Raw genomic sequence first — 26,393 nt, 5'->3', positions numbered from 1 at the left:
GATTCTTCGCGTTCTGCAAAATAAATCAAGCGGGAAACGGGGAAAAAAGGTTGCTCACGTTTTAGAGGAAGATACAAACTTTCGCAGCAGGGCCCGTCGGAAGGCGGACCTTTCCGAAAGAAACGGAAGGAGGTTCCCTTTGTCCGATACCGAACTTTCGACGGAATTCGAGATCGTCCGTGATTCTTCCCGATTGGATCGTTTGCGCGAAGCGCGGTCGAAAGAGATCCTTTTTTTACCGGACCATTTTATAGGAACGCCTCCGGTTTCGAGCCGGGATTTTTCCTATACCGTCGAAAGGGAATTCGTTCTAGAAGGGAAGGCGACCTTCGAAAACAGGAACAGTCGGGTTTACGTTCGTCCCGCAACCGATCCGGAAAAATCCTCCTTTTCCTGGAGAGAAAGCCGATTTCCCTTGGACGCTTCCTATTGTATTAAAGGAAATCATAATATACAATTGGGAGAAGTTAAGATCATAGAACATCCGCTGGCCTGGATGTTGGCGTACGGAGTCTATACGGATATAGAAACCTCCGAGTCGAGTTTTCCCACCTTCGATACCTGCGACCTTCCTTATTCGACAGGCTTAAAGGACAATTTTAGAAAATTGGAAAAGAGGAAAGCGATTTCGGTCTCTTCTCCTTTTGCCCTGGAATGGGAAAAGGGATATTGCATCCTGGAACCTCCTGCGAATTCCAAGGATGCCGACGAGTTGGTTTTGGATCACCAGGTTTCTTATCCCGGAACATCCGTCGGAAATTCCAGAATCCGAGTGACGTTACGTCCGGATACGTTCTCCTATTTCTGCGATGCCAGAACAACCGCGTTCCGAACCAAACCCGAGGCGGAAAAATTCCACCAGATCGGTCTCGCAGGCGGTTTGAAGGATTATCCCTTTACCCTGGAAAACGTACTCCTGCTGGATGAGGACAGAATCTATAACTCTCGGGAAAAATTTCAGGATTCCAAAACCGGCAGGAACTTCGAATTTCTCTGCCACGAGTTGATCGACATTTGCGCTTGGCTCAGGTTCGTGGAGGAGAAATATTCCGGAAGGTTTGTGGGAAGGATGACCACGTATTTGTTCGACCATCACAAGCAGATCGACATCGCTCAATTCGCTTGTGATCCGGAACGTTTGGCCGAACTCGATTTGCAAATTTTCGGATAGATTGTCGCAAGAGAAACGGTAATGACGGTTCTATTCCGAAAGAGATTTTCGGACGGAATCCTTTTGGACGAAATTTATTTCATATCGGTTTAAAAACGGTTGCAAGCAAAGAGCGAAACGCTCAGAAATGAAAAAAAATCATCTGGATGAATTTGAAATGAGGAAAAAAGCGTTCTTTCTCTCGAATCTTTTCTGTGTGCTTCTCGTAAATTGCGCGGTCTTGGATCCGATCGGTTTTACGTATGATAGGGTCAAAGGTGATGTGGCATCCAATGAAATCCAAAATGCGGCCATTACGACCGACCTCGTCAATTCCGCCATTCTTTCCGGCAAGGCTACCGTCTCTATTCTTTCCGTGATTGCGGGAGATGTCGCCGGGATAGATCCTACGAAGTACTATAAAAAGTCGGTCGTAGACCAATGCGTAAGCGATATCAAAGGATTTAAAGGATACCTGATCGGTTCCACTTTGACGATCGTAACCTCCTGTCAAAAAATCGAAGCGGACGGTTTGATTTACTAAGAATCGATCCGAAGAAAGGGCGGGGACGTTTTTCCCCGTCTGTTCTCACCGTCCTTTTTCCAAGGTACGGACCTTATCCTCGAAAACTCGGATCGAGAAAACGCTTTTCAGGGAAGGAATTCCCCTGAATTTTGTTTTTAAGCATGTCCGACCCTAGATACATCCGTAATTTCTCCATTATCGCTCATATCGACCACGGAAAATCCACGCTGGCCGACCGACTATTGGAGATCGGTAGGGTCACGGATGATAGAACCAAGAAAGACCAGATTTTGGATTCTATGGATATAGAAAGGGAAAGAGGGATCACGATCAAGGCGAATAACGCCACCTTCAATTACCTTGCCGATGACGGGCATACATATACGATGAATTTGATCGATACTCCGGGGCACGTGGATTTTACGTATGAAGTTTCCCGGTCTTTGAAAGCTTGCGAAGGGGTACTTTTGATCGTAGACGCGAGCCAGGGTGTGGAAGCCCAAACTCTAGCCAATCTGTACCTCGCGATGGAACAGGACTTGGCGATCATTCCCGTTATGAACAAGGTGGACTTGCCTGCCGCCGACGTGGAAAGGACCAAGTTGCAAATCGAGGATAGCCTCGGATTGGATGCGGAAAAGGCGGTGGCTATTTCCGCAAAGACCGGGTTGAACGTAAAAGCGGTTTTAGAGGAAATCACGAAGCAGATCCCTGCGCCGACGGGAGATTTAAAGGGACCGCTGAAGGCATTGATCTATGATTCTTACTTCGACCCGTATATGGGGGTCGTCATTAAAATCCGAGTATTCGTCGGAACCGTAAAAAAAGGGGACCGGATCCTTCTCATGAGCAACCAGAAGGATTTTACAGTGAACGAAGTCGGGATCAAAGGAATCGGACTTCTGCCCACGGAATCCCTTTCCGCAGGGGAAGTCGGATACATCATCGCAGGGATCAAAAAGGTTTCGGACGCCAGATCGGGTGATACAGTAACGCTTTATTCCAACCCCACTCAGGATCCCGTTCCGGGATATAAAGACGCTAAGCCTATGGTCTTTGCGGGTCTCTTTCCGATCGCAGGGGAGCAATTCGAGGAACTGGTCGACGCGATCGAAAAGATGAAATTGAACGACGCGGCTTTGGTCTACGAAAAGGAAAGTTCCGCCGCTCTCGGTTTCGGATTTCGGGTAGGATATCTAGGCCTTCTGCACATGGAAATCGTGCAGGAAAGATTGGAAAGGGAATTCAATCTGGATCTGATCACGACTGCTCCGTCGGTCAAATACACGATCCACACCAAGAAGGGGGAGGTCTTCGATATAGACAATCCTTCTAAATTCCCCGATCCGATCAATATAGAAACCACGGAAGAACCTTACGTAAAGGCTTCGATCATCACTCCTATCGAATATGTCGGGAACATCATGTCGCTCGCGATGGATAAGCGGGGAATCCAGCTGGATACCGTATATCTTTCCCAGGAAAAGGTCCAGTTGACGTACGAGTTGCCTCTGGCGGAGCTAATATTCGAATTTTATGATAAATTAAAATCTTTGACGCGAGGATACGCGTCCCTGGATTACGAGCCTTCCGGTTACAAGGCCTCCCAGTTGGTCAAAATGGATATATTGGTAAACGGGGAGCCTGTGGATGCATTGTCCATGATCGTGCATCGTTCCAAAGCAGAACAAAGAGGGCGGGAAATCATAGAAAAACTGAAGGAACTTATCCCGCGCCACCAATTCATGATCCCGATCCAAGCGGCAGTAGGAGGAAAAATCCTCGCCCGAGAAAGTATCTCCGCGTTGAGAAAGAACGTGACCGCAAAATGCTACGGAGGGGACATCACCCGTAAGAAGAAATTGCTGGAGAAACAGAAGGAAGGAAAGAAACGGATGAAGCAGATCGGAAACGTGGAAATCCCTCAGGAAGCCTTCCTCGCCGTCCTAAAAACGGGAGATTAAAATTGGAGGGGAAGCGATCCCCTTTCGATTTCTTCACTCCGATCCATCCTATTTTGAAGGTGGGCGGTTCCGAAATTTTCGTAAAGAGAGAAGACAGGATTTTTTTCTCCCAAGGCACTAAGATTCGAAAGCTGAAGGGAATTTACGAATTTTTAAAGTCGATTTCGGATTCCCGAAGTCGATTCCGTGCGGTTCTGCGCGGAAATTTGCATTCTAACGCGATTTTATCCGGAGTCCTTTTTTTTCATTGGATGGGAATTCCGGTTAAGGTAGAGGCGTATTCCCGGAATCCGAAATTAGAAAGTCCGGCATCGATTTTGGCCCGCCGCTTTTCCGAGATTTTCCTTTTTTCCGGTAGGAGAGAATGGGAAGAGCAGACGGTCCGAATTCCCGATTTCGATTTTTCCGGAGAGTCGGTCGGGCTTTTCATGAGAGAAAATTCCGATACAGAAATTTCGTCCGGCTTTTGGGATATTCGTATGCCGGAATATCTTTTTTGTTCTCCCTCCTTCCAAGGACTTTCTTCTCTCTGGGACGAAATCGATCCGAGAGAGTATGACTGGCTCGTGCTAGACGTAGGCTCCGGATTGACTTGGCTTTCCGCTCTAGGATGGAACAGGATTCCGGTCTTAGGAATCAGTTTGGGCCTAACTTTTCCTAGAATGAAGGATTGGATTTTACGGAACGCTAAGAAGATCGGATTCCCAGAATCGGATCTCCGGTGGTCCTCCTTGTTCGATCCTAGATCGCAATTCGAGGAAAAATCTTTTGCCTTCCGTAGCGGAAAAAAATGGAAGTCCGTAGCGGAGGAGTTTTCGACTCGGACCGGAATCTTTATCGAACCGATCTATGCGGCCAAATCCCTATTCGTTTTAGAGGAGTTGGTCAAGGCAGGCAAATTGAAAGGAAGGATTTTGTATGTGTACCAGGGTGGAATCCTGCAAAGCCTTTCCATAGGGGAAGGATAAGCGATTCAATCGAGGAGAAGTCTACCGGGGTTCTTGTCCCCGGCAGACAAGGGAGTTTAGGAAAGAATGTAATCCCGATTGAGCATTCTTATGAAATCCCGTTTGATATCTTTCGGACAAGCGGCCTCGCATTCGTACTGGTTGGTACAGTTCCCGAAGCCTTCCTTGTCCATAGCTGAGACCATTTTCTTGACCCGTTCCTGTTTTTCCACCTGTCCTTGCGGTAAAAGAGCCAAGTGGGAAACTTTCGCGGAGACGAAGAGCATCGCCGACGCGTTTTTGCAGGAAGCGACGCAGGCGCCGCATCCGATACACGTGGCGGCGTCCATCGCCAAGTCCGCATTCTTTTTCGCGACAGGAAGCGCGTTTGCATCGGGAGCTCCTCCCGTATTGATGCTGACGAATCCTCCGGATTGGATGATCCGATCGAAGGAGCTGCGGTCTACGACTAGATCTTTGATCACCGGAAAGGCCTTCGCCCTCCAAGGCTCCAGAAAGATCGTATCTCCGTCCTTGAAGGACCTCATGTGGAGCTGGCAAGTAGTTACGCCGGGAAGAGGTCCGTGGGCTTCGCCGTTGATCATGATATTGCAGGAGCCGCAGATTCCTTCCCTACAGTCATGCTCGAAAGCGATAGGATCATCGCCTTTTTCGATCAGTTCTTCGTTGACCACGTCCAACATTTCCAAAAAGGACATATCCTCGGAAATTCCTTTGGCGGGATAATCCACGATTTTTCCCTTTTCTTGGGAGTTTTTCTGTCTCCAGACTTTCAGTTTGAGATCCATTATTTATAGCTCCTCGTTGCGAGTTTAATGTTCTCGAATTCCAGGTGTTCCCTGTGTTCGACCGGTTTTCCGCCGACTCCCTTCCATTCCCATGCACTGACATGGCAGAATTTACTATCGTTGCGCTTGGCTTCCCCGTCTTCCATCTGGTGTTCCGTCCGGAAATGTCCGCCGCAGGATTCTTCCCGAGTGAGAGCGTCTAGGCAGAGTAGTTCCGCGAATTCTAGGAAGTCCGCGACCCGACCGGCTTTTTCCAAAGATTGGTTCAATTCGGCGCCGGATCCCGGGACGTTTACGTTCTTCCAGAATTCTTCCCGGATTTGCGGGATTTTCTGCAGAGCTTCCTTTAGGCCTTTGTCGTCTCTTGCCATTCCGCATTTGTCCCAGACCAATTTTCCCAATTCGCGGTGGAAGGAATCGACGGTCCGTTTTCCTTTGATGGAAAGAAATTTATTGATTTTCTCGGTGTTTTCCGTCTCCGCCTTTTTGAATTCGGCGTGATCGATCGAAGGAGTTTTTCCGAATCCGACTTCCGCCAGATAATTTCCGATCGTATACGGTAAGACGAAGTAGCCGTCGGCCAATCCTTGCATCAGAGCGGAAGCGCCCAAACGGTTGGCCCCGTGGTCGGAAAAGTTCGCTTCCCCGATTACGAATAAACCGGGTAGGTTGCTCATCAGATTATAATCCACCCAGAGTCCGCCCATCGTATAGTGAACGGCGGGGTAGATTCGCATCGGCGCCTTGTAAGGATTTTCTCCGGTGATTTGTTCGTACATCTGGAATAAGTTTCCGTATCTTTCCGCGATCGTATGCTCGCCGAGACGTTGGATGGCGGAGGAAAAATCCAGATAGACTCCTTGGCCTCCCGGACCGACTCCTAAACCTGCATCGCAAACTTCTTTTGCGGAGCGGGAAGCGATATCCCTCGGGCAGAGGTTTCCGTAGCTAGGATATTTTCTTTCCAGATAATAATCCCTTTCGCTTTCGGGGATATCCGCCGGATTCCGGGTGTCTCCCTTCTTCTTCGGCACCCAAATACGTCCGTCGTTTCTAAGAGATTCCGACATTAGAGTCAGTTTGGACTGGTGGTCTCCCGTAACCGGAATGCAGGTCGGGTGGATCTGCGTATAACAAGGGTTCGCAAAGAAAGCACCTTTTTTGTAGGCGCGGAACGTCGCGGTGACATTGGAGCCTTTTGCGTTCGTAGAAAGATAGAATACGTTTCCGTATCCTCCCGACGCCAATACGACTGCGTCCCCCGCATGAACGGAAATTTTGCCGGTAACCAAATCTCGGATTACGACTCCTTTGGCGTGTCCGTCCACTACCACTAAATCCAACATTTCGGTTCTAGGATACATTTTAACGTTTCCTAATCCGATTTGCCTGGATAGGGAAGAGTAGGCGCCTAAAAGCAATTGCTGTCCGGTCTGTCCTTTTGCGTAAAAGGTACGAGAGACTTGGGCTCCTCCGAAGGATCTGTTGTCCAAATGGCCTCCGTATTCCCTCGCGAACGGAACTCCTTGCGCGACGCATTGGTCGATGATATTCGCCGAGACTTGCGCTAGACGATATACGTTCGCTTCTCTCGCCCGAAAGTCGCCGCCTTTGATGGTATCGTAAAACAGGCGGTAAACGGAATCTCCGTCGTTCTGGTAATTCTTTGCCGCGTTGATTCCACCTTGAGCCGCAATGGAGTGGGCTCTTCTCGGACTATCTTGAAAGCAGAAGGTTTTTACGTTGTAACCGAGTTCCGCGAGGGTAGCGGAGGCGGATCCTCCGGCAAGTCCGGTTCCGATGACTATAATCGTATATTTGCGTTTGTTGGCGGGGTTTACCAATTTGATATGGGATTTGTAACTGTCCCATTTTTGTTCCAAGGGTCCCGAAGGGATTTTTGAATCTAAGCTCATTCTATTGTGCTCCTGGCAACTTTACATATCCCAGTAGGATAGAAAGGGGAATGGAAGAGTTTCCTATGAAAATCAGGATCGCAAAAGCGATCGCGAAGGCGTTGGTTTTAGGCGCCCAAAAGGATGTGTTGAGACCGAAGGTTTGGAAAACGCTGGAGACTCCGTGCCTGAGGTGAGAGGCCAGCAAAAACATCCAAAGCACGTACGCGCCGGAAACGATCGGATTTTGAAATCCCAGAACGACCATGGAATACACGTCGTGACGACCTTGCGCGTCTTTTAATGCGAAGTCCTTGGGATCGGTAATGCCCAGAGTAAAATGAGCTAGGTGGTAAAGAACCGCTCCGAAAATAACCAGGCCGGTCAGAGCCATCATTCTCGAGGAAAGAGTGGCTTGGATCGTGCTATTTTTCACGTATCCGACCGGTCTTGCCTGGCGGTTTTCCACCGAAAGTCGAATCGCATAATAGACGTGCAATACGAAGGCCACTAATAACGTACCGCGAGCGATCCAAAGAAGTCCGCCGAGGCTTTGCAGAAACGCGGCATAGCTGTTGATCTTATCCGGTTCCTGGAAGATCTGGAGGTTCCCCAGCATGTGAAAAAACACAAAGCCGAAGAAAACGAGTCCGGTAATCCCTACGATAGTTTTCCTACCGATGGAAGACCTAAGGTATCCAGCCTGAAAGTCCATTCAAAATCTCCTGTGAGAGTCATGGGAAGAAGTCATCGATTTATTTTGCGGGAGGGAGAATCCTTAAAGGAAGAAGCGTTCTCCGATTTGTCCCAAGTTTTAGGGTAAAAAAACTGCTTTGGACGGAAAGTAACTTTTAAACTAAGGGACAAAAAATGGATATTTGTAAGAAAAGGAGCGAACCCGATCGGCGTTTTCCATTGTGCAACGCGAAAATTTCCTTCAAATCGCGAGGGGCGAATTCGCGGTTTCGGTTGGGGAACACGGCGGGGAAAGAAAGGGGAAATCATGGAATTCGACCCTGAAATTCTGAGCATCCTTGCGAAAATCTCGAATACTTCCGAAGCGAGGGAAAGTTTCCCGTTTGCCTGGGAAAAGGGAAGGGAACTGTATGCAAAAGGAAGATACTTCGAGCTGCACGAAGTATTCGAATTCCAATGGAAGAAGGAAACCAAAGGGCGCAAGCTCTTATTACACGGCTGGATCCAGTTGGCGATTTCCTTAAATAAGATTTTCGTAAAACCGAACGTTCGCGGCGCGAGGATGCAGGCGGAAAAATCCAAGCAAAAATTCGAGGCGTTGCTTCTTTCCGGAGAACTTTCCGAAATCGGAAAAAGAATCGTTCCGGAATGGATCGGGTTTTTGGATTCCCTTTTGTCCGAATTTTCCGGTGAAAATCGTTGGGATCTCGAACGAATCCAAGAACTTCCCCTACCTATTTTGACGAAAACGGGAGAGGAATTGCTTTCTTCCTCCGAATCGGATTCCATTCTGGATCCGAATATGGATTCTACAGAGATTCAGATCGGCAAAACCGTAAAAGGAACTTTCGAATCGGGAGGATACAAACTCTCGTATTCCATCAGGAATAACGGTAAGGGAAGGGCGCTGCTTCTACTGCACGGATTTATGGACTCCTCCGATACCTTCGTCTTTCAGGAGGAATTTCTTTCCGAATTTTTCGATCTGTACAGATTCGATTATAGAGGTCACGGAGATTCCGAATGGTTGCGGGAAGGTTTCTATCATTTCATGCTTCCGTTAGTCGATACCCAAAGTTTTATCTCCAAATTTCTGCCGGAAAAATTTCATATACTGGGCCACTCTATGGGGGGAGGTCTTGGATCTAGGATCGCCGGGTTGGTACCGGAGAGAGTCGAATCCTTGGTTTGTCTGGAAGGATTCAGTTCTCTGCCGAATCCGGAAAAAGAACGGAAACGATTCCGTTCCTGGTTGGAAACTTGGGAAAATAGTTTAGCGGGCAGGGAAAGAAAAAGACAAAAGAGTTTTCGAAATGTGGAGGAGGCGGCTTCGAGACTTTCGCCGGTGTATCCTAGACTTCCCAAGGAAAGGTTGCTCGTGATTGCGACGTATTTGACCAAACCGGTGGAAGACGGATTCGTATGGAAAAGCGACCCGATCTACAAAAGCGGTCCGCCGGTATTCATTAGCCCTCAATTCACGAGGCATCTTTGGGAAAACGTATCCTGTCCCGTGCTAGTAATCTACGGTAAGGAAACCAATCTTCCATTGGACGATCCGAAAGAAGTGTTTTCCCATCTTAGGAATCTTACATACATCGAGTTGGAAGACGCGGGGCACAATATGCACCATGATCGTCCGGATCTTCTCGCAAAAGTGATGGGAGAGTTTTATTTTAAGAATTCCCTAGTCTGAAACTCCGGATCGGCAAGAGATGAAACTTTAGAATCGTAAAGAACTCCGTTCGTTTCCTTAGAACTAAAATTCCGTAGAACCAACTTTATCCCCCGAAAAACTCCTATGCGACGGAAGGAGAGGAGTTTATTTTTGTCAAAAAGTTGCATCGATAAAAATGTTTCTACGAATTCTCAGTGCCGCCAGATACGGAACTCCGCTATTACTCCTTCTAATCTCCACCCAGTTGATCGCAGTGCAATCCATTCTACTTCGAAACGGAAGTACCGTAAAAGGAACGGTGATCACTCAAAACGAAAAAAATATACAGGTAAAGGGGGAAGACGGTAGGCTCGTCACCATCCCCAAAAAGTCGATCTTAAAGGTCATTTACAAGGAAGTTACGAAGGAAGAAGAAAAGAAAATCCGGCAGGAAGAGGAGAAAAAAATCCAGGACGCCCAGCAACCGCAATCCACGAAGGAAGCGGTCCCTGTGGTTCCTGTCATTCCCGAAGTTCCGCAAGAACCCGTCGTTATCCCGCCTCCATCTTCTGTTAAGCCGACGAGAAGTCGCTGGAGCCCTGTCTGGAGATCCGCAGTATTGCCCGGTTGGGGGCATATCTATGCAGGTCGTAAAAAAACGGGATGGATCTACGGAGGCACGTTCGCTGTTGCGTTAGGATATACGATCCTGTCGGCGGAACATGCAAAATCCGCAAAGTCCAGTTATGACCAGGCTACGTTTACTTCCGCCTTGATTTTCGGAAATTCTCCGATCGGACTGGGAAGATTTAATTTGGAAGGCCAGCGGAGCGAATACCAAAAAGACGTGAAACAGTACAACCAATCTCTTGCGATTTTAGGAACCGTCTATTTGGTACAATTGGTCCATAGTTATTTTACCGGAGGGACCTGGGCCGCAGAAGAGACGGTGGTTTCCGCGGATGGTACGCCGGTCCGCAACGGATTCCAATGGAATGCGGGCTATGACAGGGTTCCGACTGCCGTATTCGCGAGTGCAAGTTCCGCAAACGGATGGTACGGAAAGGCGTTGTACGGAGAAATCCGTTATTCCACCCTCTTTTAGAATGTATATTGGTGGTTTTGGGGAGGAGAGTGTATGAAATCGATGCAGTGTAGATTGTCTAGATCCGCGGCGGGATTTTTTCTTTTGTTCGTCTGTACGGGATGTATGAAATTCCAGGAAGCATCCTTGGACCCACAATCCAATTTCTCTTTGTTGACCACACTTCTCGGATTCGGAGATTCCGTCGGTTACAACAGTTTTCCGGATCAATACCAACAATTTCGAACCGTAGGAACGGGAGTACAATTTTCGTACATCACGCGTCAGAAAGGATTGCAGCCTAGCGCTCTGGACCTGCTTTTTACCGGCGGAAGTACGGGTACTTATACGGTTTCTACGAACGTTCCCGGGAACAGTCTTTTGAGTTCTACTATCGCATTGAATGCCGGTGCGAACGGGTCCGCGAACGGCTTCTATGTGATGTTCGAAGCGACCGGTTCGAATACCTATTATTTTGCTCAGGGAGTTTTGCCTCTTACGCAAGGAGCAAATCTGAATTTTACCCAAGTGACCCCGCCAATGGGAGGAACCGGATTTACTTCGATCTATTACAATTCGGGCTATTATTATTGGTGTGAAAGCGGTGCAGCATACAATTGCTACCGGGCAATCAGCTTTCCGAGTTCCGGAACGTCGATTACGAATCTTACGACCTGTGTCGGTCCGAAAAGTTCGGGCACCGGATATGAGTTTTGCGGTTTCGGAATTTCAGGTTCTTCCGGTGCGTATTCTATGAGTGGACAGTCCATCTCCAGCGCCGGAGTTTCTTCTAACGTCACTACTTCTCTCATCTCGTCATACGGATATACCCCTTTTACACTCAACGGGAGTAATGCATCCTGGGCGTTTGCGGACGGTTACAGCCAAGCCTTCTTTCTGGATGTGGGTTCCGCGACGACTTCCCTGCGTATCAATACTACGCCGGTTACGAACTTTACCGTGAGTTCGAGCGCCACTTTTACCACTGTGAACGTGACCCCTCCTTTGTATTTGACGACAACGAGTTCGATCAACCAGACAGTGGCGCGGATGGGGGCTTCCGGATCCGGAGTCTTGGTCTCCACCATGTACCCCGAAATTTCCGCTCAGAACGGTTATTCTCCGCTTTACGTAAGTTTGGATGCGGGGGCAACTTGGACTCTCGTTGACACGAGTGCTTTGCCTTTGGGAGCGGCAGGGTCCTCTTTTTACGCGAATGCGTACACTTCCACCATCGATTCCACGAACGCGATTACCGTTTTCATAAGCGTTCCGAGCGCGACGGGAACCGGATTGTACTGGTACACCACTACGAACAACGGAGCGAGTTGGACGGGACCGAATCAGGTTCCGTTTCCGAACTGACACTTCCCGGATTCGGATCTGTTCCGCCCAAGTCCTAGCAACTATCCAACATTGGAAAGACCTTCACATCCATTCAGTACTTCTAAATTAGCGGACATAAATATTTTTCGAAGGAAGAAATAAAAAAAACTTGTACTTTTACCTAGGTTCTTTAGGCTACCGTTCAACGTTTTTGCCGAGGAGCAACCATGGAACAGGGAAATAAATTCAGAGACCAACTCGAAAGATATGTCAACTACCGCGGAATCGACATCGTACTTCATCTAAAAGACGGGTCCGTAGTGGAATTGGACAAAAATAGGAGATTGGTCGGTGAAGAGATCGTTTATTTCCCGGATAAAATGAACGTAAGCAAAGTTCCACTGACGATGATCAGCAAAGCCGATCTATTCGTAGCTTAAGCCGGAGTCTTCTCGGCCGTTTTCGTCCTTTCGAATGGAAACGACCGAGTCAGAACTGCTTTCCCGCGTTTTACGCGAGGTCTCTGATCAGATCCTCGATCGCCTCTATCTTACCGAAATCCTTTTCGGTGTAATTTAGATAAACGTCGTATTCGAAGTTCGAAATCCTTTCGCATTTGATCACTTTCATCAGTAGTTCGATCGAGCCGGAAAGACTGAGCACTCCTATCTGTATAGAAAGGTTGGTTCCGGGATCTACGGCCGAGTCGCTTCTCATTACGAGTCCGACAAGAACGTTCTCTGCGAACCTAAGCTTAGTGTCGTCGATAGTCTCAAAACGAACGTTTAAAGTGGAAGGGATTCTATTGTATTTCATGGCGGTCCTCCCGTTTGCACTACCCTAATCGAGGATACTTACATACAGATTAAGGAATTTTTACGATTTTAATCGCGATTTTTGTCAGTAAAAGGTCCCTATCCAATTTCGTTCCTCCATAATCTAACAGCAATTAGCGTGCCTAAGAAAGGGATATCGGAAGAAATTTATAGGGGGTTGTGCAGAAAGGACCGGATCGCTTCTCCTGCGCGTTTCTGCGCATCACAGAAGGATTTTTGGCAGTAGAAAACGATCAAAGGGATGAACGCCCGTTGTTCAATTTGGCAGCTATTTGACCGAAAGAGAACGGATTTTACGATTTGTTAAACGAATCCAAAGTCCCAGATGAAAAGAATCCGGAACAAGGATTGCAGAGAGTTTAATACAGGATTCTGGTCTTAATGGAACCGGGATGTCTCTCGATTTTTTCCTTCAATTCGTCTCCTACGGACATATTGATCACCATCGATAGGTAACCGATTTCCGCGCTAGTACCCAGATGTTGGGAACTGATATTCGCTCCGACCTCGGAGACCATCGCGTTGATATCCTTCAGGAATCCCGGTTGGTTCTTATGGACGTTCAGGATGCGGTACATTCCGGTCGGAATCGGATTCAGCTCCAATTGCGGAAAGTTTACGGCAAAGGAAGTCGACCCATTATTGACGAATTTCAGCAATTTACTGGCCACTTCGGAACCTATGTTCTTCTGGGCTTCCTCCGTGGAACCTCCGATGTGCGGCGTAAGTATCACGTTCTGCAGATTCTGCATCGGGGTGAGGAACGGATCGTTGTTGGACTCCGGCTCCTGCGGAAATACGTCCACACCCGCGCCGGCGATATGCCCGCTTTTGATGGCTTCCGCCAGAGCTTCCAGGTCTAGAACTTTTCCTCGAGACAAATTGATGACGTACGCACCCTTTTTCGTTTGGTCGATCTGCTTTTTGCCGTACAGATTCGTGGTTTCCATAGTTTCAGGAACATGAAACGTGACAAAGTCGGAAATCGCCAATAACTCCTCGTAAGAGTGGGCAGGAGTCGCATTTCCTAAAGGAAGTACCGTTTGAACGTCGTAATAGACTACCTTGAGACCCATTGCTTCGGCGAGAACGGAGACCTGACTACCGATATGACCGTATCCCACGATTCCTAGGGTTTTTCCCCGTACTTCGAAACAATTCTTGGAGATCTTATTCCAAATCCCCGCATGGGTATTTCGGATATGGTCGGGAACTCGCCGAGCCAGGAGGACGATCTCCGCTATGACTAGTTCCGCTACGGATCTAGTATTCGAATAAGGGGCATTGAAGACTGGAATTCCCTTGCTCTCGGACTCGGTAAGATCTACCTGGTTGGTGCCAATGCAAAAACAACCTATGGTAAGCAAACGCTTTGCCTTGGCTAAAACGGGAGCGGTTATGTTGGTTTTGCTGCGGATTCCCAAAACGTGAACGTTCTCGATTTCCTTTAAAAGTTCCGCTTCGCTAAAAGCCTGGGGGAGGAGACGGACGTTAAAACCGTCCCTCTGAAAGAGATCGTAAGCGTCTTTATGAATGTTTTCGAGTAGCAGTACGTTGATCTTTTCTTTAGGGTAGGAAATCATAGGTTTAAAACCATAAAAGGACTTCCTTCATTCCCTGGAAATCGGATTTTTGCTTCACGTTTTGCGGCGGAGAGATACTATGGAATTGATTTTGGAGATGACAGTGCGGAGATTTCAATCCAGTATCCTTCTGCAATTCGCAAGCCTATTTGCGGTTTTTCTGCTTTCCCTTTCCTGTTCCGCTCGCCCGGAATCTTTCGCGGAACCGGTGATCGAGCAGACGACGCTTCGGTCCGGTCCGGTGTGCATTTTTTCCTGGTTCTGTTCTCCCGGTCGCTCGGGAGCCTTGAATTTCAAAGGGGTTTTGAATAACCGTACGGGAGAAAAACCGCTGTTTTTGGAATACTACGTGAGCTCTTTCGACGAAAGTTTTCCGATAGGGGTTTCCTTAAAATTGGACCAAACTTGGCACAATCTGCGGAAGGTTACGACCGATTACGGAGAGACCCTTCGGCTTGTTTCCATCCTTCCTCCCGAGGTGGCGGATAAGATCATGGCCGCAAAGGAGATAGAATTCAGCTTCTCTTCGCGCGAGCATACGGTCACGAAATCCCTGAGTTCGGGAGATTCGGAAAACCTGAAGCAGCAATTAAGGGAACTTAAGACCAGACTCGACGCGCAGGCCAAGCTGATCATCGCCAATTACTGAAGTGGCCCGGATTTTACTCCGGACGCATCAGAGGAAAAAGAATGGTGTCCCGGATGGATTGGGAATTCGTCAAAAGCATGACCAGTCGGTCGATCCCGATTCCCAAACCGCCGGTAGGAGGCATGCCGTATTCGAGGGCTCGGATATAATCCTCGTCCATCATAAACGCCTCGTCGTCTCCCGCTTCCCGTTGTTTCACCTGCTCTTCGAATCGTTCCTTTTGGTCGAAAGGATCGTTCAACTCCGAAAACGCGTTTCCGATTTCTCTTCCTACGATATAGGGTTCGAATCTTTCGACGTAATTCGGATCGTCCGGACGGGATTTTGCCAAGGGAGAAAGTTCTTTCGGGTAATCGGTCACGAATACCGGTTGGATCAGATTCGGTTCCGCTTTTTCTGAAAATACCTCGTCGGCGACCTTCCATATCGAGTGACATTTGGAAACGTCCACTTTTAAGGCGGATGCCTTTTCTTTTGCCTCTTGGAGGGTCTTGATCTGGGAGAAATCTATCCCGGAATATTCTTTGATGATGTCCACATATTTTACCCTTCTCCACGGAGGGGTCAGATCCACCATGTCATTTCCATAAGGAATTTTTAATGTACCATGGATTTTTTGGGTCACATGAGCGATCAGACGTTCCGTCAGGTCGAGCATCTTCGACATGTCTCCGAAGGCCATGTAGGCTTCCATCATCGTGAATTCGGGGTTGTGCTTCGTGGAGACCCCTTCGTTCCGAAAATTCCGATTCAGTTCGAAGACCCTATCCAGACCTCCCACAATCAAGCGCTTCAAATAGAGCTCCGGGGCGATTCTCAGAAATAATTGCATGTCCAGGGTGTTGTGGTGGGTGACGAAAGGTCGAGCGGCCGCACCGCCTGCGATAGGTTGCATCATAGGAGTCTCGACTTCCAAGAAACCTTCGCCGGTTAGGAAGGATCTGATTTCGGATACGATCCTGCTCCGGGTGATAAAGGTTTCGCGGACAAAATCGTTGACGACCAAGTCCACATAACGCATCCGATAGCGCTGTTCCACGTCCGCAAACGCGTCGTAAACTACTCCGTCTTTTTCCTTGACTACGGGCAGAGGACGGATGCATTTCGCCAGCAATTCCACGGAAGTAAGATGAAGGGTCGTTTCCCCTTTTTGCGTCTGGAAAAGATATCCTTCCACTCCGATTTGGTCTCCCAAATCCAGGCCTTTAAACAGAGAATAGTTTTCCTCTCCGAGGTCGTCACGTGTGGCGTAGAGTTGGATCACGCCACCCTTATCTTTCAGATGAGCGAAGCTCGCCTTACCCATGACCCGCTTCGAATGGAGTCTTCCCCCCAATTTGAATTTGGTTTCGGGGCCGCCGGGTTTTTGGGAATACCTATCGATCAATTCGGAAGAAATCGCATCCGGGAAAAAGCGAACAGGATAAGGATCGACTCCTTTGGCTTTCAATTCCTCCACTTTGTGGATTCTTTGCTGTATTAGTTCGTTGGTTTCCTTAACATCTTGCTGGGACATGCTTTAGTTTCCTAATAATATAAGATACAAATACTTTGCGAAACGGCCTATGACGGATTCGAGGTTCTTCGGTTTCAAAAACCAATCCGTAGCGGAGAACCCTTCCGGAACTTTCGAAACGGCGAAATAGATACCGGCCGGTTCCAGCACGGAACGATAAAGACGCAAAAGAGTAGCCGAATCGTATTCGCGGCCTACCAATAAGAACGTCTTCCATTGACGGTCTAACGCGATTTTCAGGAGAGTTTTCGGAAATTCCTGAGGCCCGGCCGCGACGGTATAGATTAGAATTTTATTCTCCTCCACTCCCTGAGCGATCAGATTGGATTGGATGCCGGACACGAGATCCGTAGCGACACCTACATCCGAATCGGAACCTGCGGGGGAATAGAGAACTATAACCGTCGGAGCCAAACCTTTTTTCCAAAGTTGGGCGGCTTGTTTCAGTTTATCTTTTCTTCCCGTTTCGATCGCCTCGACTAGAATCGCATTCGATTTTTTCGGATCCGCCTTCGAAACGAGGAGAAGGGGAGCGGAAAAGAAGAGAGCCAGGAATAAGAAAAGTAAAGCGAAAAAGCCGTAAAAGACCAGTTTAGCTTTATTAAGAAATTCTTGTACGGATAGAGGGCTCGATGACATTCGGTCTTACCGTCGGCCGGGCCATAAAGAGAATTTTAGGGGAATTGTCGGCAATGTTCCGTTTGCTCGAGAGGGGACTCGAACCCCTACACCTAACCGGCACAAGCACCTCAAGCTTGCGTGTCTACCAATTCCACCACCCGAGCAGGCTGCGATTGACAGAATGGGGGAGGACCTTGCTGTGTCAAGGAATTTCATACCAACTGGTACTTCTTCTTCTGTTTCTTATCCTTAGGATCCAATACGAATCTCTCGGGGTGGAATACGATGTCCCAATACCTGCGGGCATAGGCAACGACACCGATCATCAATATAGTAACTAAAAGATAACCGGAATATTCCGGATGATAAAAGAGATGATCTTGCGGATAATTCCCGTACAACAATGGGAGAGTCATGTACCAGAGAACCGTGACTGCAACGAGTCCGACTCCGATTTTTCCCCACCAATTCGGTTTCCCTTGGATCCCCCGTTTTAAGTACAAAAAGCCTCCCAGCCATACTCCTAAAATTTCCCGCAAAACGTATACGCATAGAATCCATAGAGGGAAATGATAATAATGCACGATAACGGAAAGTCCGCCTACGGTAACGATTTTATCGCAGATCGGGTCCAAGTATCTTCCGAGAACAGATTCCTGTCCCAAAAGTCTCGCCAAGAATCCGTCTAGGTAATCCGTGAGAACCGCCAAGACACAGGTACCTATCGCCAAAAGGAGATACTCCCCTTGCTTCGGTGCCTCCATGTGTTTTCGAGTAAAGTGGATGAAAAACGGAAGAAGAAATACTCTGCTGATGGAAAGAAAATTGGAGACCGTAAATATCCGATCTTCGAGTAAATCTTTGGGTTTTTTTTCCTGTAGCATTGTTTTGCGTATCCGGACGGAATACATCCGTCCTTTGGTGAAGAATGGGAAAGGGACTTAAAAATTCATCCTTTTTTCCGGTAAACATTGTTGACCGGAGCAAGCTCCGGGAAATGATGTTCATCGGAAAGAGGAGCTGTAGCTCAGCTGGTTAGAGTGCCTGCCTGTCACGCAGGATGTCGCGGGTTCGAGTCCCGTCAGCTCCGGATCTATCACACCGTTTCACTCGAATCTATTTCATGAATTCCTGGAATACCTGCAAGGTTTCTTTCGGGGACTCTTCCTGGGGAATATGCCCCAAATTTTCAAAAACGACCAATTTGCTCCCTCGGATATCGCTGTGGAATTTCTCCGCGTATTCGGGAGGTATCAACCGATCCTTTCCTCCCCAAAGGATCAAGGTAGGAATGTGAAGTTCCCGAATCTTATCCTCGTGTAATCCGGGAGCGATCTGCTGAAATCTCTGTATCAAGGCCTTGCGATTTCCTTCGCGCAAAGTTAGGTCGTAATAACGATCGATTTGTATTTCCGTAACTTTGCTAGGATCTCCGTACGTGTTCTTTACGCTGGAAGCGATGATGAATCGGGGAAGCACATTGCTTACCAGATTGCGCAGTAACGGAACTCTTGCGATCCTAAAACCGATCGGAACCGAAGTAGATTGGAAGCGGTAGCCGGAGGCGTCCACTAGTACCAATTTTTCGAAATATTTCGGGTGGTTCAGTGCGGTAAACCATGCGATGTTTCCGCCTAGGGAATTTCCCGCGATCACCGCATGTCCGACACCTAACTTGTCTAGAATGGAAATTACAAATTTTGCATATAGATCCAGAGAATAGTCTCCGTTTGGAGAAGGACCGGTAAGGCCGAATCCGGGAAGGTCGAAACGTATGACTCTGCGAGTGGGTTTGAGTTCTTCTACCCATCCATCCCAGGTATGAAGAGAGGAGGCGGTTCCGTGGATCAGGACGATCGGGTTCGGATCCGTGCGAGGTCCTTCGTCCCGCAAGTGCACTTTCATTCCCATGATATCGACGAAAACGGAAGGCAGAGGAGCCCATTTCGGTTGTAATTCGGCTAGGGTTTTGTCCGGAGCCCAGGTATATATGACCCCGAAAAATAACAGTACGAATAGCAGGGATAAAAATCCGAGCGTGAGTTTTAAAGCACGTTTCAGCATATTAGGCGAAACCATGTATAGTGCGTTTGCAAACTCCAGTCCAGAAGTATTCTGGAATTGCAAAACTTTTTCCCGGAAAGTATCGCCCGTATCGAGTCAGAAAGCGGGCCTTCGAAGTTCTTTGCCGTTTCTGTTTAGATGAACTCTTCCGTGTCTTTTTTGAGAACGATTTCTCCGGTTTCTTCCAGATCTCGAAGTAAGGAAAGGATCCTGTTTCTCGCGTCCGTGATCTCTTTTAAGGTCACCTTTCCCCTTAATTCCATCTGTTCCAAAATGTCGTTGGCTCGGTTTTTGGACATGGCCTCGAAAAAATGAGCACGGATTTCGTCGCCGGAACCTCGCAATGCGGTAGCAATCACATCATCGTCTCCGAGGCGATTGATGACGAAACGCATTTCCCGGGAATTCAAAAGAAGTACATCCTCGAAGGTATAAAGTTTTTCTCTGACCTGAGAAGCTAGTTCCGGAGAATGTTCCTCCAAGTCTCTCAGGATGGTCTCCTCGAGAGACTTGTCCATATGATTTAGAATGCTCGCAAGGGCTTCCGTTCCTCCCGCTTCACTGAATTCGGATTTGTCCCGGTTTTCATATTTTTTCTTCAGAACTCTTGCGATTTGTCTGATCGCATCCGGATGAGTTTTGGTCGTATTCGCCAATTTTAATGCTACCTTGGATTGGAGGTCCTTGGGCAGGAATTTCAAAGCTTCCGCGGCTTTTTTAGGATTTAAAAACGCGAGTGTGACCGCGATCGTCTGGGGATTTTCCGGAAGGAGGAGCTGCGCAAGAGTTTGCGGGTCCGCGTCGTTCAAAAAAGAAAAGTCCTCTTCCGTGTCTTTTCTATCTAGTTTTCCTAATATAGATTCCGATTTTTCCTTGCCTACGGATTTGTACAGCAGGTCCCGGGCGGCGTCTATGCCTCCCCGTGATTCGCCCGCGAGCTCTCTTAAAGATTCCTGAAAATCCAGAAGAGCGCCCTCTTTTTCGGCTTTGGAAACCGTCCGAATCTTGGCCATTTCCTGGACGATTTCTTCGATCAAGCCCTCTTCCAGTTGGGAAAGGGCTTTTGCCGCGGAATCCTTGTCCAGGGAAAGCAGAAGCAAAGCCGCTTTTTTGACTTTTTGGATTCGGGAATTCGGGTCTTTTTCCGCCAAGCTGCATCTCTCCCAGGAGAAGATTCAGACGAGGAGGCGTAACGGGTGCTCTACCAATTCCCGAAAGACCTGCAACCAACGTGCTCCCACCGCTCCATCCACCACTCTATGATCGCAGGAAAGGCAAACGGAGAGCGTGATTCCGGGAACGATTGCACCGAATTTTAGTACGGGTTTCGGGACCGCGTTTCCTACGGCTAAAATCGCCGCTTCCGGCTCGTTGATGACGGCCGCAAAGCGATCGATACCGAACATACCTAGGTTGGATACCGTGAACGTTCCGTCCGAATATTCTTCGGGTTTTAGTTTTCTTTCTCTGGCCCGGGAGGCAAGTTCTTTTACTCTCTTACCGATTTCCAAAACGGAGCTGAGATCGGCGTTTCGGATATACGGGGTGATGAGTCCGCCTTCGATAGAGACCGCGACCCCGACATCCACTCTTCCGTGGCGCAGGATATGGTCTTCCCTCCAGGAAGAATTCACTTCCGGCACTTGTAAAAGTGCGAACGCGGAAGCCTTGATGACAAAATCGTTTAAGCTGACCTTCGTCTCTTCTCCGGCCGCCTTTAGGTCCGCGTTTAGGTTTTCGCGCAATTTTACGAGAGGCTCCGCGTCCAACTCTATGTCCAAATAGAAATGAGGTTGGTGGGTCTTGGAATGTACCAAGCGGTTGGCAATGGTCTTTCGCATTCCGGAAATCTGTTGCTTTTCCTCTCTGAGGGGAGCCGCGGACGGGGAAAGGTTTGTCCGTACGACCTGGTTTGCCTCCACATCCCGTTTCAGGATTCTCCCGTCCGGTCCGGAACCCTGTATCCTAGCTAGGTCGATTCCGGTTTCCTTGGCGATCTGTTTTGCCAGGGGAGAAGCCTTGATTCTTCCTTCGAGAGCAGGAGTCGCAAGCCCTCTCTGGGGGGATGAAACCGGACGTGCGGAATCTTCTTCCTCCGTTTCGGAGATTTGAGGCGGTTCCGATTTGACGGGAGCTGCCTGCGGAGGTTCGGGGATTGCGGTGGGCGCAGGGGAAGCAGACACTTCCGACTTTGGTAGAGAGGAACTTCTTGTTTTGGCTTCGGCGAGAAGGGAAGTGATGTCCTCTCCCGATTTGCCGATGATCGCTACCGGAGCTCCCACGGGAAGTTTGGAGCCTTCTCCTGCGATGATTTCCAGAAGGATTCCCGTATCGAAAGATTCCATTTCCATCACGGCCTTATCGGTTTCCACCTCGGCGATCGATTCCCCCGGAGCGACGGAATCCCCTTTCTTTTTTAACCACTTTACCAATACGCCCTCGGTCATCGTAGGGCTGAGTTGGGTCATTTCGGCGATTTTAGCCATATATATTACCTATTATAATAACAGAATGTTGGAATATTCTGATATATTGGATCATTTGATCATCTCTCTTACCTTTAGGATTATCTTCTCTTCGCTCGGCAAGGAGGCTTTTTCCAGGTTGGCCGCATAGGGCATGGGCACATCCTCTTGGGTCACTCTTTCCACGGGAGCGTCGAGGTAGTCAAAGGCTTCCTTCTGGATCAGATAGGCGAGCTGTGCTCCGAACCCGGCCACGTTCCAACCTTCCTCTACGATCAGAGCCCGATTGGTTTTTCGAACCGAGGCCAAGATTGCCTCTTCGTCCAAAGGACGGATGCTCCGGATGTCTAACACCTCCACGGAGATTCCTTCCTTGGCCAATTTTTCCGCTGCGGGTAATACGTACATCAGGGCTCTAGACCAGCTAACAATCGTAAGCTGGGTTCCTTCCCGTTTGATGTCCGCTTTTCCCATCGGAATATAGAATTCTCCCGTCGGAACTTCCCCTTTCGTCCCGTACAATACTTCACTTTCGATAAAAATGGTCGGGTTATTGTCTAGGATCGAAGTTTTCAATAATCCGTACGCGTCCGCAGGAGTGTAAGGGGCGATGACCTTCAGGCCCGGAATATGAGCATACCAGCTCTCGAAGGATTGGGAATGTTGTGCGGCCAATCTTCCTCCGGCTCCTCCGGCTCCGCGGAAGACGATCGGTATCGGAAATTGGCCGGCGCTCATATAGTTCATTTTGGCCGCGGAGTTTATGATTTGATCGATCGCAACTAGGGAGAAATTCCAGGTCATGAATTCGATGATAGGTCGGAGTCCCACCATCGCGGCTCCGATCCCAACTCCCGCAAACCCGTTTTCGGAAATGGGAGTATCTATCACTCTTCTTTCCCCGAATTTCGCCAGCATTCCTTGGGAGACCTTGTACGCTCCCTCGTAATGTCCGACTTCTTCTCCCATGAGAAAGATGTTCGGATCCTTTTCCATTTCCTCTGTCATGGCCCGATTTAAGGCCTCGCGATAAGTCAGAATCGGCATCAGATATTCTCCGCATACACGTGTTTGTAAAGCCAACCTAAGGGCGGTTCTTCGCTCTTTTCCGCAAAGGTCAAAGAATCATCCACGACCGATTGTATGGAATCGCTCAGGCTGTCCAATTCCTCGCGCGCCCAGCCGCACTGCAAGAGTTCCTTTTCCGCCTTGATCAGCGGATCTCCCTGTTTGTATTTCTCCAGCTCTTCTTTTGTACGATATTTTGCCGGATCGGACATGGAATGGCCTCGAAAACGATACGTGGAGATTTCCATGAGGGTGGGACCTTCTCCGCGTCTGGCGCGATCGATGGCGAAGCGAACATGATCCCGGACTTTTCTCACTTCGTCTCCTTCTATATGGTCTCTCGCGATGTCGTATGCCGCGGCGCGTACGGATACGTCTTTGACGGATAGGGCTCTGTATTCCGGAGTTCCCATCGCGTAATGGTTGTTTTCGCAGATCATGACCAAGGGAAGTTTCCAAATTGCGGCGAGATTCATCCCTTCATGGAAGGAACCGATGTTCGCCGCTCCCTCTCCGAAAAAGCACAATGTAACCGCGCCGTCTTGTCTGTATTTGGAAGCGTATGCGATTCCGGCGGCCAAAGAAATATGACCTCCTACGATGCCGTGTCCTCCCATGAAATTCTTAGTCTTATCAAAAAAGTGCATGGACCCGCCGTTTCCTTTGGCGATCCCCGTTTTTTTTCCGAAGAGTTCCGCCATCAGGGCTTTCGGTTCGAGTCCTCTTGCAAGAGCATGCCCGTGGTCTCGGTAGGTGGAAACGATATAATCCTTTTCTTCTAAAGCCGCGATAGCACCGACTCCCACCGCTTCTTGGCCTATGTACAAGTGGCAAAATCCTCCGATTTTTCCCATGCTGTACGATTTTGCCGCGGCTTCCTCGAAGCGGCGGATCAATAGCATTTGTCTATAAAGTTCGTGAAGGTCTTGGGTGTCTTTTTTGGTTTTGGGTTGGCTCATCGTTTTCGTTAGACGGAAAGTTCTGTTTGTCTGTTGCAATCCCAAAGAATGGAATCGAAAGAGGGGAGAGCAAGCCGGATTCCGGAAGGTCAGGCCTTTTTCGGGCCGCAGACGGGAACTTCTTTCCGGAAAGAAATTTCTAAACGAGAAGTTTTCCCTTCCGGCGATAGTTTCACGGCGGGAAATCCGGGACCGGATTTTTTTCTCCTTAGGATCTAAAAAAAATACTTAGGGAAATTTCGGAATCGATCGAAGGATTAGATGTGCGTGAAAAAGATCATTTTTCCGGAAAAAAGTAAATTTTCTTCTTCTTTTGATTTCTCAAAAACTCCCAAAAATGGGTAAAAAACACCGTTTTTGAGTAAAATTAACCAAAATCTTAAAAATTAATCCAGACTATCTGCGCCACCGAAGATATATCTGAAGGAAACCGTATTTTGGAGAGGATTCTCCCGAGTTCGAGCCTTCGTTAAAAGATAGAAAACCATAAAGACCAAAACCAAACCAAGGCAAAAGATCCCGGCACGGACGCCGGGCTCATGATCTGTTTCAAGGAGGAAACTCATGATCATTAACCACAACTTAGCCGCGATTAACTCCCACCGCGTCCTGAAGTTCCAGAACAACGAAGTGGCCAAGAACATGGAAGCTCTGTCTTCCGGTATGCGTATCAACCGCGCCGGTGACGATGCATCCGGTCTTGCCGTTTCCGAAAAAATGAGAACTCAGGTAAAAGGGCTTCGTCAGGCGGAGAGAAACACCGAGGACGGCATGTCCTTAATCCAAACCACGGAAGGATATCTGCAGGAAACCAACGATATCATTCAACGGGTTCGGGTCCTTGCCATCCAATCTTCCAACGGTATCTACGGCGCGGAAGACCGCCAAATGATCCAAGTAGAAGTTTCTCAGCTCATCGACGAGATCGATCGGATCGCTTCTCAGGCAGAGTTCAACAAAATGGCGCTACTCCAAGGGGATTTTGCCCGCGGTTCCAGAAGCGCTTCGATGTGGTTCCACATCGGTCCGAACCAACACCAAAGGGAGCGGGTCTATATCGCTACGATGACCGCTAAAGCTCTGAATCTGATCAAAGCCGACGGAACGCTGTTGACTCTTTCCACTGCGGAACAGTCCAACGACGCCATCGGATTCTTGGATGACGCCCTGATGAAAATCAGCAAGCAAAGAGCGAATCTCGGAGCATACTTCAACCGACTCGAACATGCGTCGAAAGGTTTGATGGTAGCTTACGAGAACATCCAGGCTTCAGAGTCGCGTATCAGAGACACAGACATGGCGGAAGAAACCGTTGCATTTACCAAGAACCAGATTCTGGTTCAATCCGGTACTGCAATGTTAGCACAAGCCAACGTCAGACCCCAGTCCGTCCTTCAATTACTCAGGTAATTAGGACTTTCCGGCAGCGGGAGCGGATTCGCTCCCGCACCGGGAATCTTTCTATCCCGACTAAGAAGCCGCCGCAAGCGGCTATCGTCGTCTCAGGATGGTCGAAGAGAAACAGGAGCAGGGTTGGCCGAACTCTAAGAATATTGTCCAATCTTTCTCCGGTTCCTCTTCTACGGGATCGCTTCCCGCGGTTTAGGGCCGACGGATTTTTCGGAATCCGTGCTCGTTGTACGTAATTGAATCATCACTAACTCCTCGGGAGAAAATGGCCTGTCGGGTGGTCCGACCGGGTCCATCCCGGAGCACCGGACAGACCATAGTCCGACCGGAGGATAGGGAGATCCTCCGGGAATCTCTACAAGGAGTGTAGGATGATTATCAATCACAATCTGAGTGCGGTGAATTCACACCGTTCTCTAAAGTTCAACGAGCAAGCTGTGGATAAAACCATGAAGGCGCTCTCGTCGGGCATGAGGATCAACTCTGCCGGCGACGATGCCTCCGGTTTGGCTGTCTCCGAGAAGCTTCGTACCCAAGTAAACGGTCTGAGGCAGGCGGAGAGAAATACGGAAGACGGGATGAGCTTCATCCAGACTGCGGAAGGCTTTCTTCAGCAGACATCGGACATCATCCAAAGAATCCGGGTTTTGGCCATCCAAACCGCGAATGGAATCTACAGCCCCGAGGACAGACAGTTGGTCCAGGTGGAAGTGTCTGCACTGGTAGACGAGGTGGATCGAATTGCCTCCCAAGCGGAGTTCAATCGGTTCAAACTTTTCGAAGGGCAGTTCGCAAGAGGTTCGAAAGTTGCCTCTATGTGGTTTCACATGGGACCGAACCAGAACCAGAGGGAGAGGTTCTACATCGGAACGATGACTTCCCGGGCTTTGAAACTTGTGGGCGCGGACGGAAAAGCGATTTCCGTATCCACTCCCACGAAGTCGAACGACGTGATCGGTTTTGCCGACGCGGCGCTCGGGAAGATCATGAAGCAGAGAGCGGATATGGGCGCCTACTTCAATAGGTTGGAACATTCCGCAAAAGGACTGATGGCGGCATACGAAAATATGCAGGCATCGGAATCCAGAATTCGGGACGCCGATATGGCGGAGGAAATGGTTGCGCTAACATCGCCGTACCACTCTGCACGAGTATTTGTTTTGTGGTC

24 protein-coding genes, 2 tRNA genes and 1 pseudogene are annotated in these 26,393 nt (G+C 48.8%); 13 read left to right on the top strand and 14 right to left on the bottom strand.

Annotation, left to right across the window (positions count from 1 at the left end; translation table 11 throughout):
* The first annotated feature begins 139 nt into the window (after positions 1-139).
* The 4 genes from EHO61_RS06980 (at position 140) to EHO61_RS06965 (ending at position 4,608) form a co-directional block, all read left to right on the top strand.
* Positions 140-1,171, top strand: a complete 1,032-nt coding sequence (locus tag EHO61_RS06980; protein ID WP_246032044.1) for a UDP-3-O-acyl-N-acetylglucosamine deacetylase — start codon at positions 140-142, stop codon at positions 1,169-1,171.
* 127 nt (positions 1,172-1,298) lie between these two features.
* Positions 1,299-1,694 (top strand): TIGR04452 family lipoprotein, encoded by a 396-nt coding sequence (locus tag EHO61_RS06975; protein ID WP_425460254.1) that lies wholly within the window; start codon positions 1,299-1,301, stop codon positions 1,692-1,694.
* 143 nt (positions 1,695-1,837) lie between these two features.
* Positions 1,838-3,640: a translation elongation factor 4 gene (lepA, locus tag EHO61_RS06970; RefSeq protein WP_135813127.1), complete on the top strand. Its 1,803-nt coding sequence runs from the start codon at positions 1,838-1,840 to the stop codon at positions 3,638-3,640.
* Between the two features lie 2 nt (positions 3,641-3,642).
* Positions 3,643-4,608: a 1-aminocyclopropane-1-carboxylate deaminase gene (locus tag EHO61_RS06965; RefSeq protein ID WP_135812912.1), complete on the top strand. Its 966-nt coding sequence runs from the start codon at positions 3,643-3,645 to the stop codon at positions 4,606-4,608.
* A 56-nt stretch (positions 4,609-4,664) separates the two neighbouring features.
* On the opposite strand, the gene EHO61_RS06960 is transcribed toward EHO61_RS06965, so the two are convergent.
* Genes EHO61_RS06960 through EHO61_RS06950 form a run of 3 tightly spaced genes read right to left on the bottom strand, consistent with a single transcriptional unit; the run spans position 4,665 to position 8,006 of the window.
* Complete coding sequence (locus tag EHO61_RS06960) at positions 4,665-5,396, bottom strand: succinate dehydrogenase/fumarate reductase iron-sulfur subunit (RefSeq protein ID WP_135812911.1); 732 nt, start codon at positions 5,394-5,396, stop codon at positions 4,665-4,667.
* Positions 5,396-7,312 (bottom strand): fumarate reductase/succinate dehydrogenase flavoprotein subunit, encoded by a 1,917-nt coding sequence (locus tag EHO61_RS06955; protein ID WP_135812910.1) that lies wholly within the window; start codon positions 7,310-7,312, stop codon positions 5,396-5,398. The genes EHO61_RS06960 and EHO61_RS06955 overlap by 1 nt, the downstream gene beginning before the upstream one ends.
* Before the next feature lies 1 nt (position 7,313).
* Positions 7,314-8,006, bottom strand: a complete 693-nt coding sequence (locus EHO61_RS06950) for a succinate dehydrogenase cytochrome b subunit (protein WP_135812909.1) — start codon at positions 8,004-8,006, stop codon at positions 7,314-7,316.
* Positions 8,007-8,294: 288 nt separating this feature from the next.
* Here EHO61_RS06950 and EHO61_RS17340 point away from each other — a divergent pair.
* The 5 genes and pseudogenes from EHO61_RS17340 to EHO61_RS06925 all read left to right on the top strand — a co-directional run.
* Positions 8,295-8,540: pseudogene (locus EHO61_RS17340) on the top strand (DUF309 domain-containing protein); the annotation flags it as partial.
* Between the two features lie 270 nt (positions 8,541-8,810).
* Positions 8,811-9,683 (top strand): alpha/beta fold hydrolase, encoded by an 873-nt coding sequence (locus EHO61_RS06940; RefSeq protein ID WP_425460339.1) that lies wholly within the window; start codon positions 8,811-8,813, stop codon positions 9,681-9,683.
* Between the two features lie 157 nt (positions 9,684-9,840).
* Positions 9,841-10,749: an LA_0442/LA_0875 N-terminal domain-containing protein gene (locus EHO61_RS06935; protein ID WP_135812908.1), complete on the top strand. Its 909-nt coding sequence runs from the start codon at positions 9,841-9,843 to the stop codon at positions 10,747-10,749.
* A gap of 33 nt (positions 10,750-10,782) precedes the next feature.
* Positions 10,783-12,093, top strand: a complete 1,311-nt coding sequence (locus EHO61_RS06930; RefSeq protein WP_135812907.1) for an LIC11996 family lipoprotein — start codon at positions 10,783-10,785, stop codon at positions 12,091-12,093.
* Between the two features lie 188 nt (positions 12,094-12,281).
* The gene (locus EHO61_RS06925; RefSeq protein WP_135766270.1) at positions 12,282-12,494 is read left to right on the top strand and encodes a hypothetical protein; all 213 of its coding nucleotides are present in this window, start codon (positions 12,282-12,284) and stop codon (positions 12,492-12,494) included.
* Between the two features lie 70 nt (positions 12,495-12,564).
* Here EHO61_RS06925 and EHO61_RS06920 read toward each other — a convergent pair whose 3' ends face one another.
* Both EHO61_RS06920 and serA read right to left on the bottom strand, forming a co-directional pair.
* Positions 12,565-12,870, bottom strand: a complete 306-nt coding sequence (locus EHO61_RS06920) for a PilZ domain-containing protein (protein ID WP_135812906.1) — start codon at positions 12,868-12,870, stop codon at positions 12,565-12,567.
* A 379-nt stretch (positions 12,871-13,249) separates the two neighbouring features.
* The gene (serA, locus tag EHO61_RS06915) at positions 13,250-14,473 is read right to left on the bottom strand and encodes a phosphoglycerate dehydrogenase (protein WP_135812905.1); all 1,224 of its coding nucleotides are present in this window, start codon (positions 14,471-14,473) and stop codon (positions 13,250-13,252) included.
* 79 nt (positions 14,474-14,552) lie between these two features.
* On the opposite strand from serA, the gene EHO61_RS06910 reads away from it, so the two are divergent.
* On the top strand, positions 14,553-15,122 hold the full coding sequence (locus EHO61_RS06910; protein WP_246032043.1) for a hypothetical protein: 570 nt from the start codon (positions 14,553-14,555) through the stop codon (positions 15,120-15,122).
* A gap of 13 nt (positions 15,123-15,135) precedes the next feature.
* On the opposite strand, the gene lysS is transcribed toward EHO61_RS06910, so the two are convergent.
* From lysS to EHO61_RS06890, 4 genes are all read right to left on the bottom strand, one after another.
* Entirely contained in the window at positions 15,136-16,638 is a 1,503-nt protein-coding gene (gene lysS / locus EHO61_RS06905) for a lysine--tRNA ligase (RefSeq protein ID WP_135812904.1), read from the bottom strand.
* Positions 16,639-16,641: 3 nt separating this feature from the next.
* Positions 16,642-17,277, bottom strand: coding sequence for a hypothetical protein (locus EHO61_RS06900; RefSeq protein ID WP_135812903.1), 636 nt, complete (start codon positions 17,275-17,277; stop codon positions 16,642-16,644).
* A gap of 63 nt (positions 17,278-17,340) precedes the next feature.
* Positions 17,341-17,423 (bottom strand) — tRNA-Leu (locus EHO61_RS06895).
* 48 nt (positions 17,424-17,471) lie between these two features.
* Complete coding sequence (locus EHO61_RS06890) at positions 17,472-18,143, bottom strand: CDP-alcohol phosphatidyltransferase family protein (RefSeq protein WP_135812902.1); 672 nt, start codon at positions 18,141-18,143, stop codon at positions 17,472-17,474.
* Positions 18,144-18,275: 132 nt separating this feature from the next.
* Here EHO61_RS06890 and EHO61_RS06885 point away from each other — a divergent pair.
* Positions 18,276-18,349: transfer RNA gene (locus EHO61_RS06885), tRNA-Asp, on the top strand.
* 26 nt (positions 18,350-18,375) lie between these two features.
* Here the strand turns inward: EHO61_RS06885 and EHO61_RS06880 are convergent.
* From EHO61_RS06880 to pdhA, 5 genes are all read right to left on the bottom strand, one after another.
* A complete protein-coding gene (locus EHO61_RS06880) occupies positions 18,376-19,386 on the bottom strand; it encodes an alpha/beta fold hydrolase (protein ID WP_246032042.1) in 1,011 nt (336 codons plus the stop codon).
* A gap of 71 nt (positions 19,387-19,457) precedes the next feature.
* Entirely contained in the window at positions 19,458-20,474 is a 1,017-nt protein-coding gene (gene fliG, locus EHO61_RS06875) for a flagellar motor switch protein FliG (protein ID WP_135812901.1), read from the bottom strand.
* Positions 20,475-20,498: 24 nt separating this feature from the next.
* Complete coding sequence (locus EHO61_RS06870; protein WP_135812900.1) at positions 20,499-21,809, bottom strand: pyruvate dehydrogenase complex dihydrolipoamide acetyltransferase; 1,311 nt, start codon at positions 21,807-21,809, stop codon at positions 20,499-20,501.
* 51 nt (positions 21,810-21,860) lie between these two features.
* Entirely contained in the window at positions 21,861-22,835 is a 975-nt protein-coding gene (locus tag EHO61_RS06865; protein WP_135812899.1) for a pyruvate dehydrogenase complex E1 component subunit beta, read from the bottom strand.
* Positions 22,835-23,815 carry a pyruvate dehydrogenase (acetyl-transferring) E1 component subunit alpha gene (pdhA, locus tag EHO61_RS06860; protein ID WP_135812898.1) on the bottom strand — a complete coding sequence of 327 codons (981 nt, stop codon included), beginning with the start codon at positions 23,813-23,815 and terminating at the stop codon, positions 22,835-22,837. Before pdhA ends, EHO61_RS06865 begins: the two co-directional genes overlap by 1 nt.
* 564 nt (positions 23,816-24,379) lie before the next feature.
* On the opposite strand from pdhA, the gene EHO61_RS06855 reads away from it, so the two are divergent.
* Together EHO61_RS06855 and EHO61_RS06850 are read left to right on the top strand one after the other, a co-directional pair.
* On the top strand, positions 24,380-25,225 hold the full coding sequence (locus EHO61_RS06855; protein ID WP_135766260.1) for a flagellin N-terminal helical domain-containing protein: 846 nt from the start codon (positions 24,380-24,382) through the stop codon (positions 25,223-25,225).
* Between the two features lie 371 nt (positions 25,226-25,596).
* Positions 25,597-26,393: flagellin N-terminal helical domain-containing protein (locus tag EHO61_RS06850; protein ID WP_135812897.1), on the top strand; the 797-nt coding region annotated here is incomplete at its 3' end.

The organism is Leptospira fluminis (genome assembly GCF_004771275.1).
GTDB classification, from domain to species: Bacteria; Spirochaetota; Leptospiria; order Leptospirales; family Leptospiraceae; genus Leptospira_B; species Leptospira_B fluminis.
This window is presented reverse-complemented; position numbering and strand designations above follow the sequence as displayed.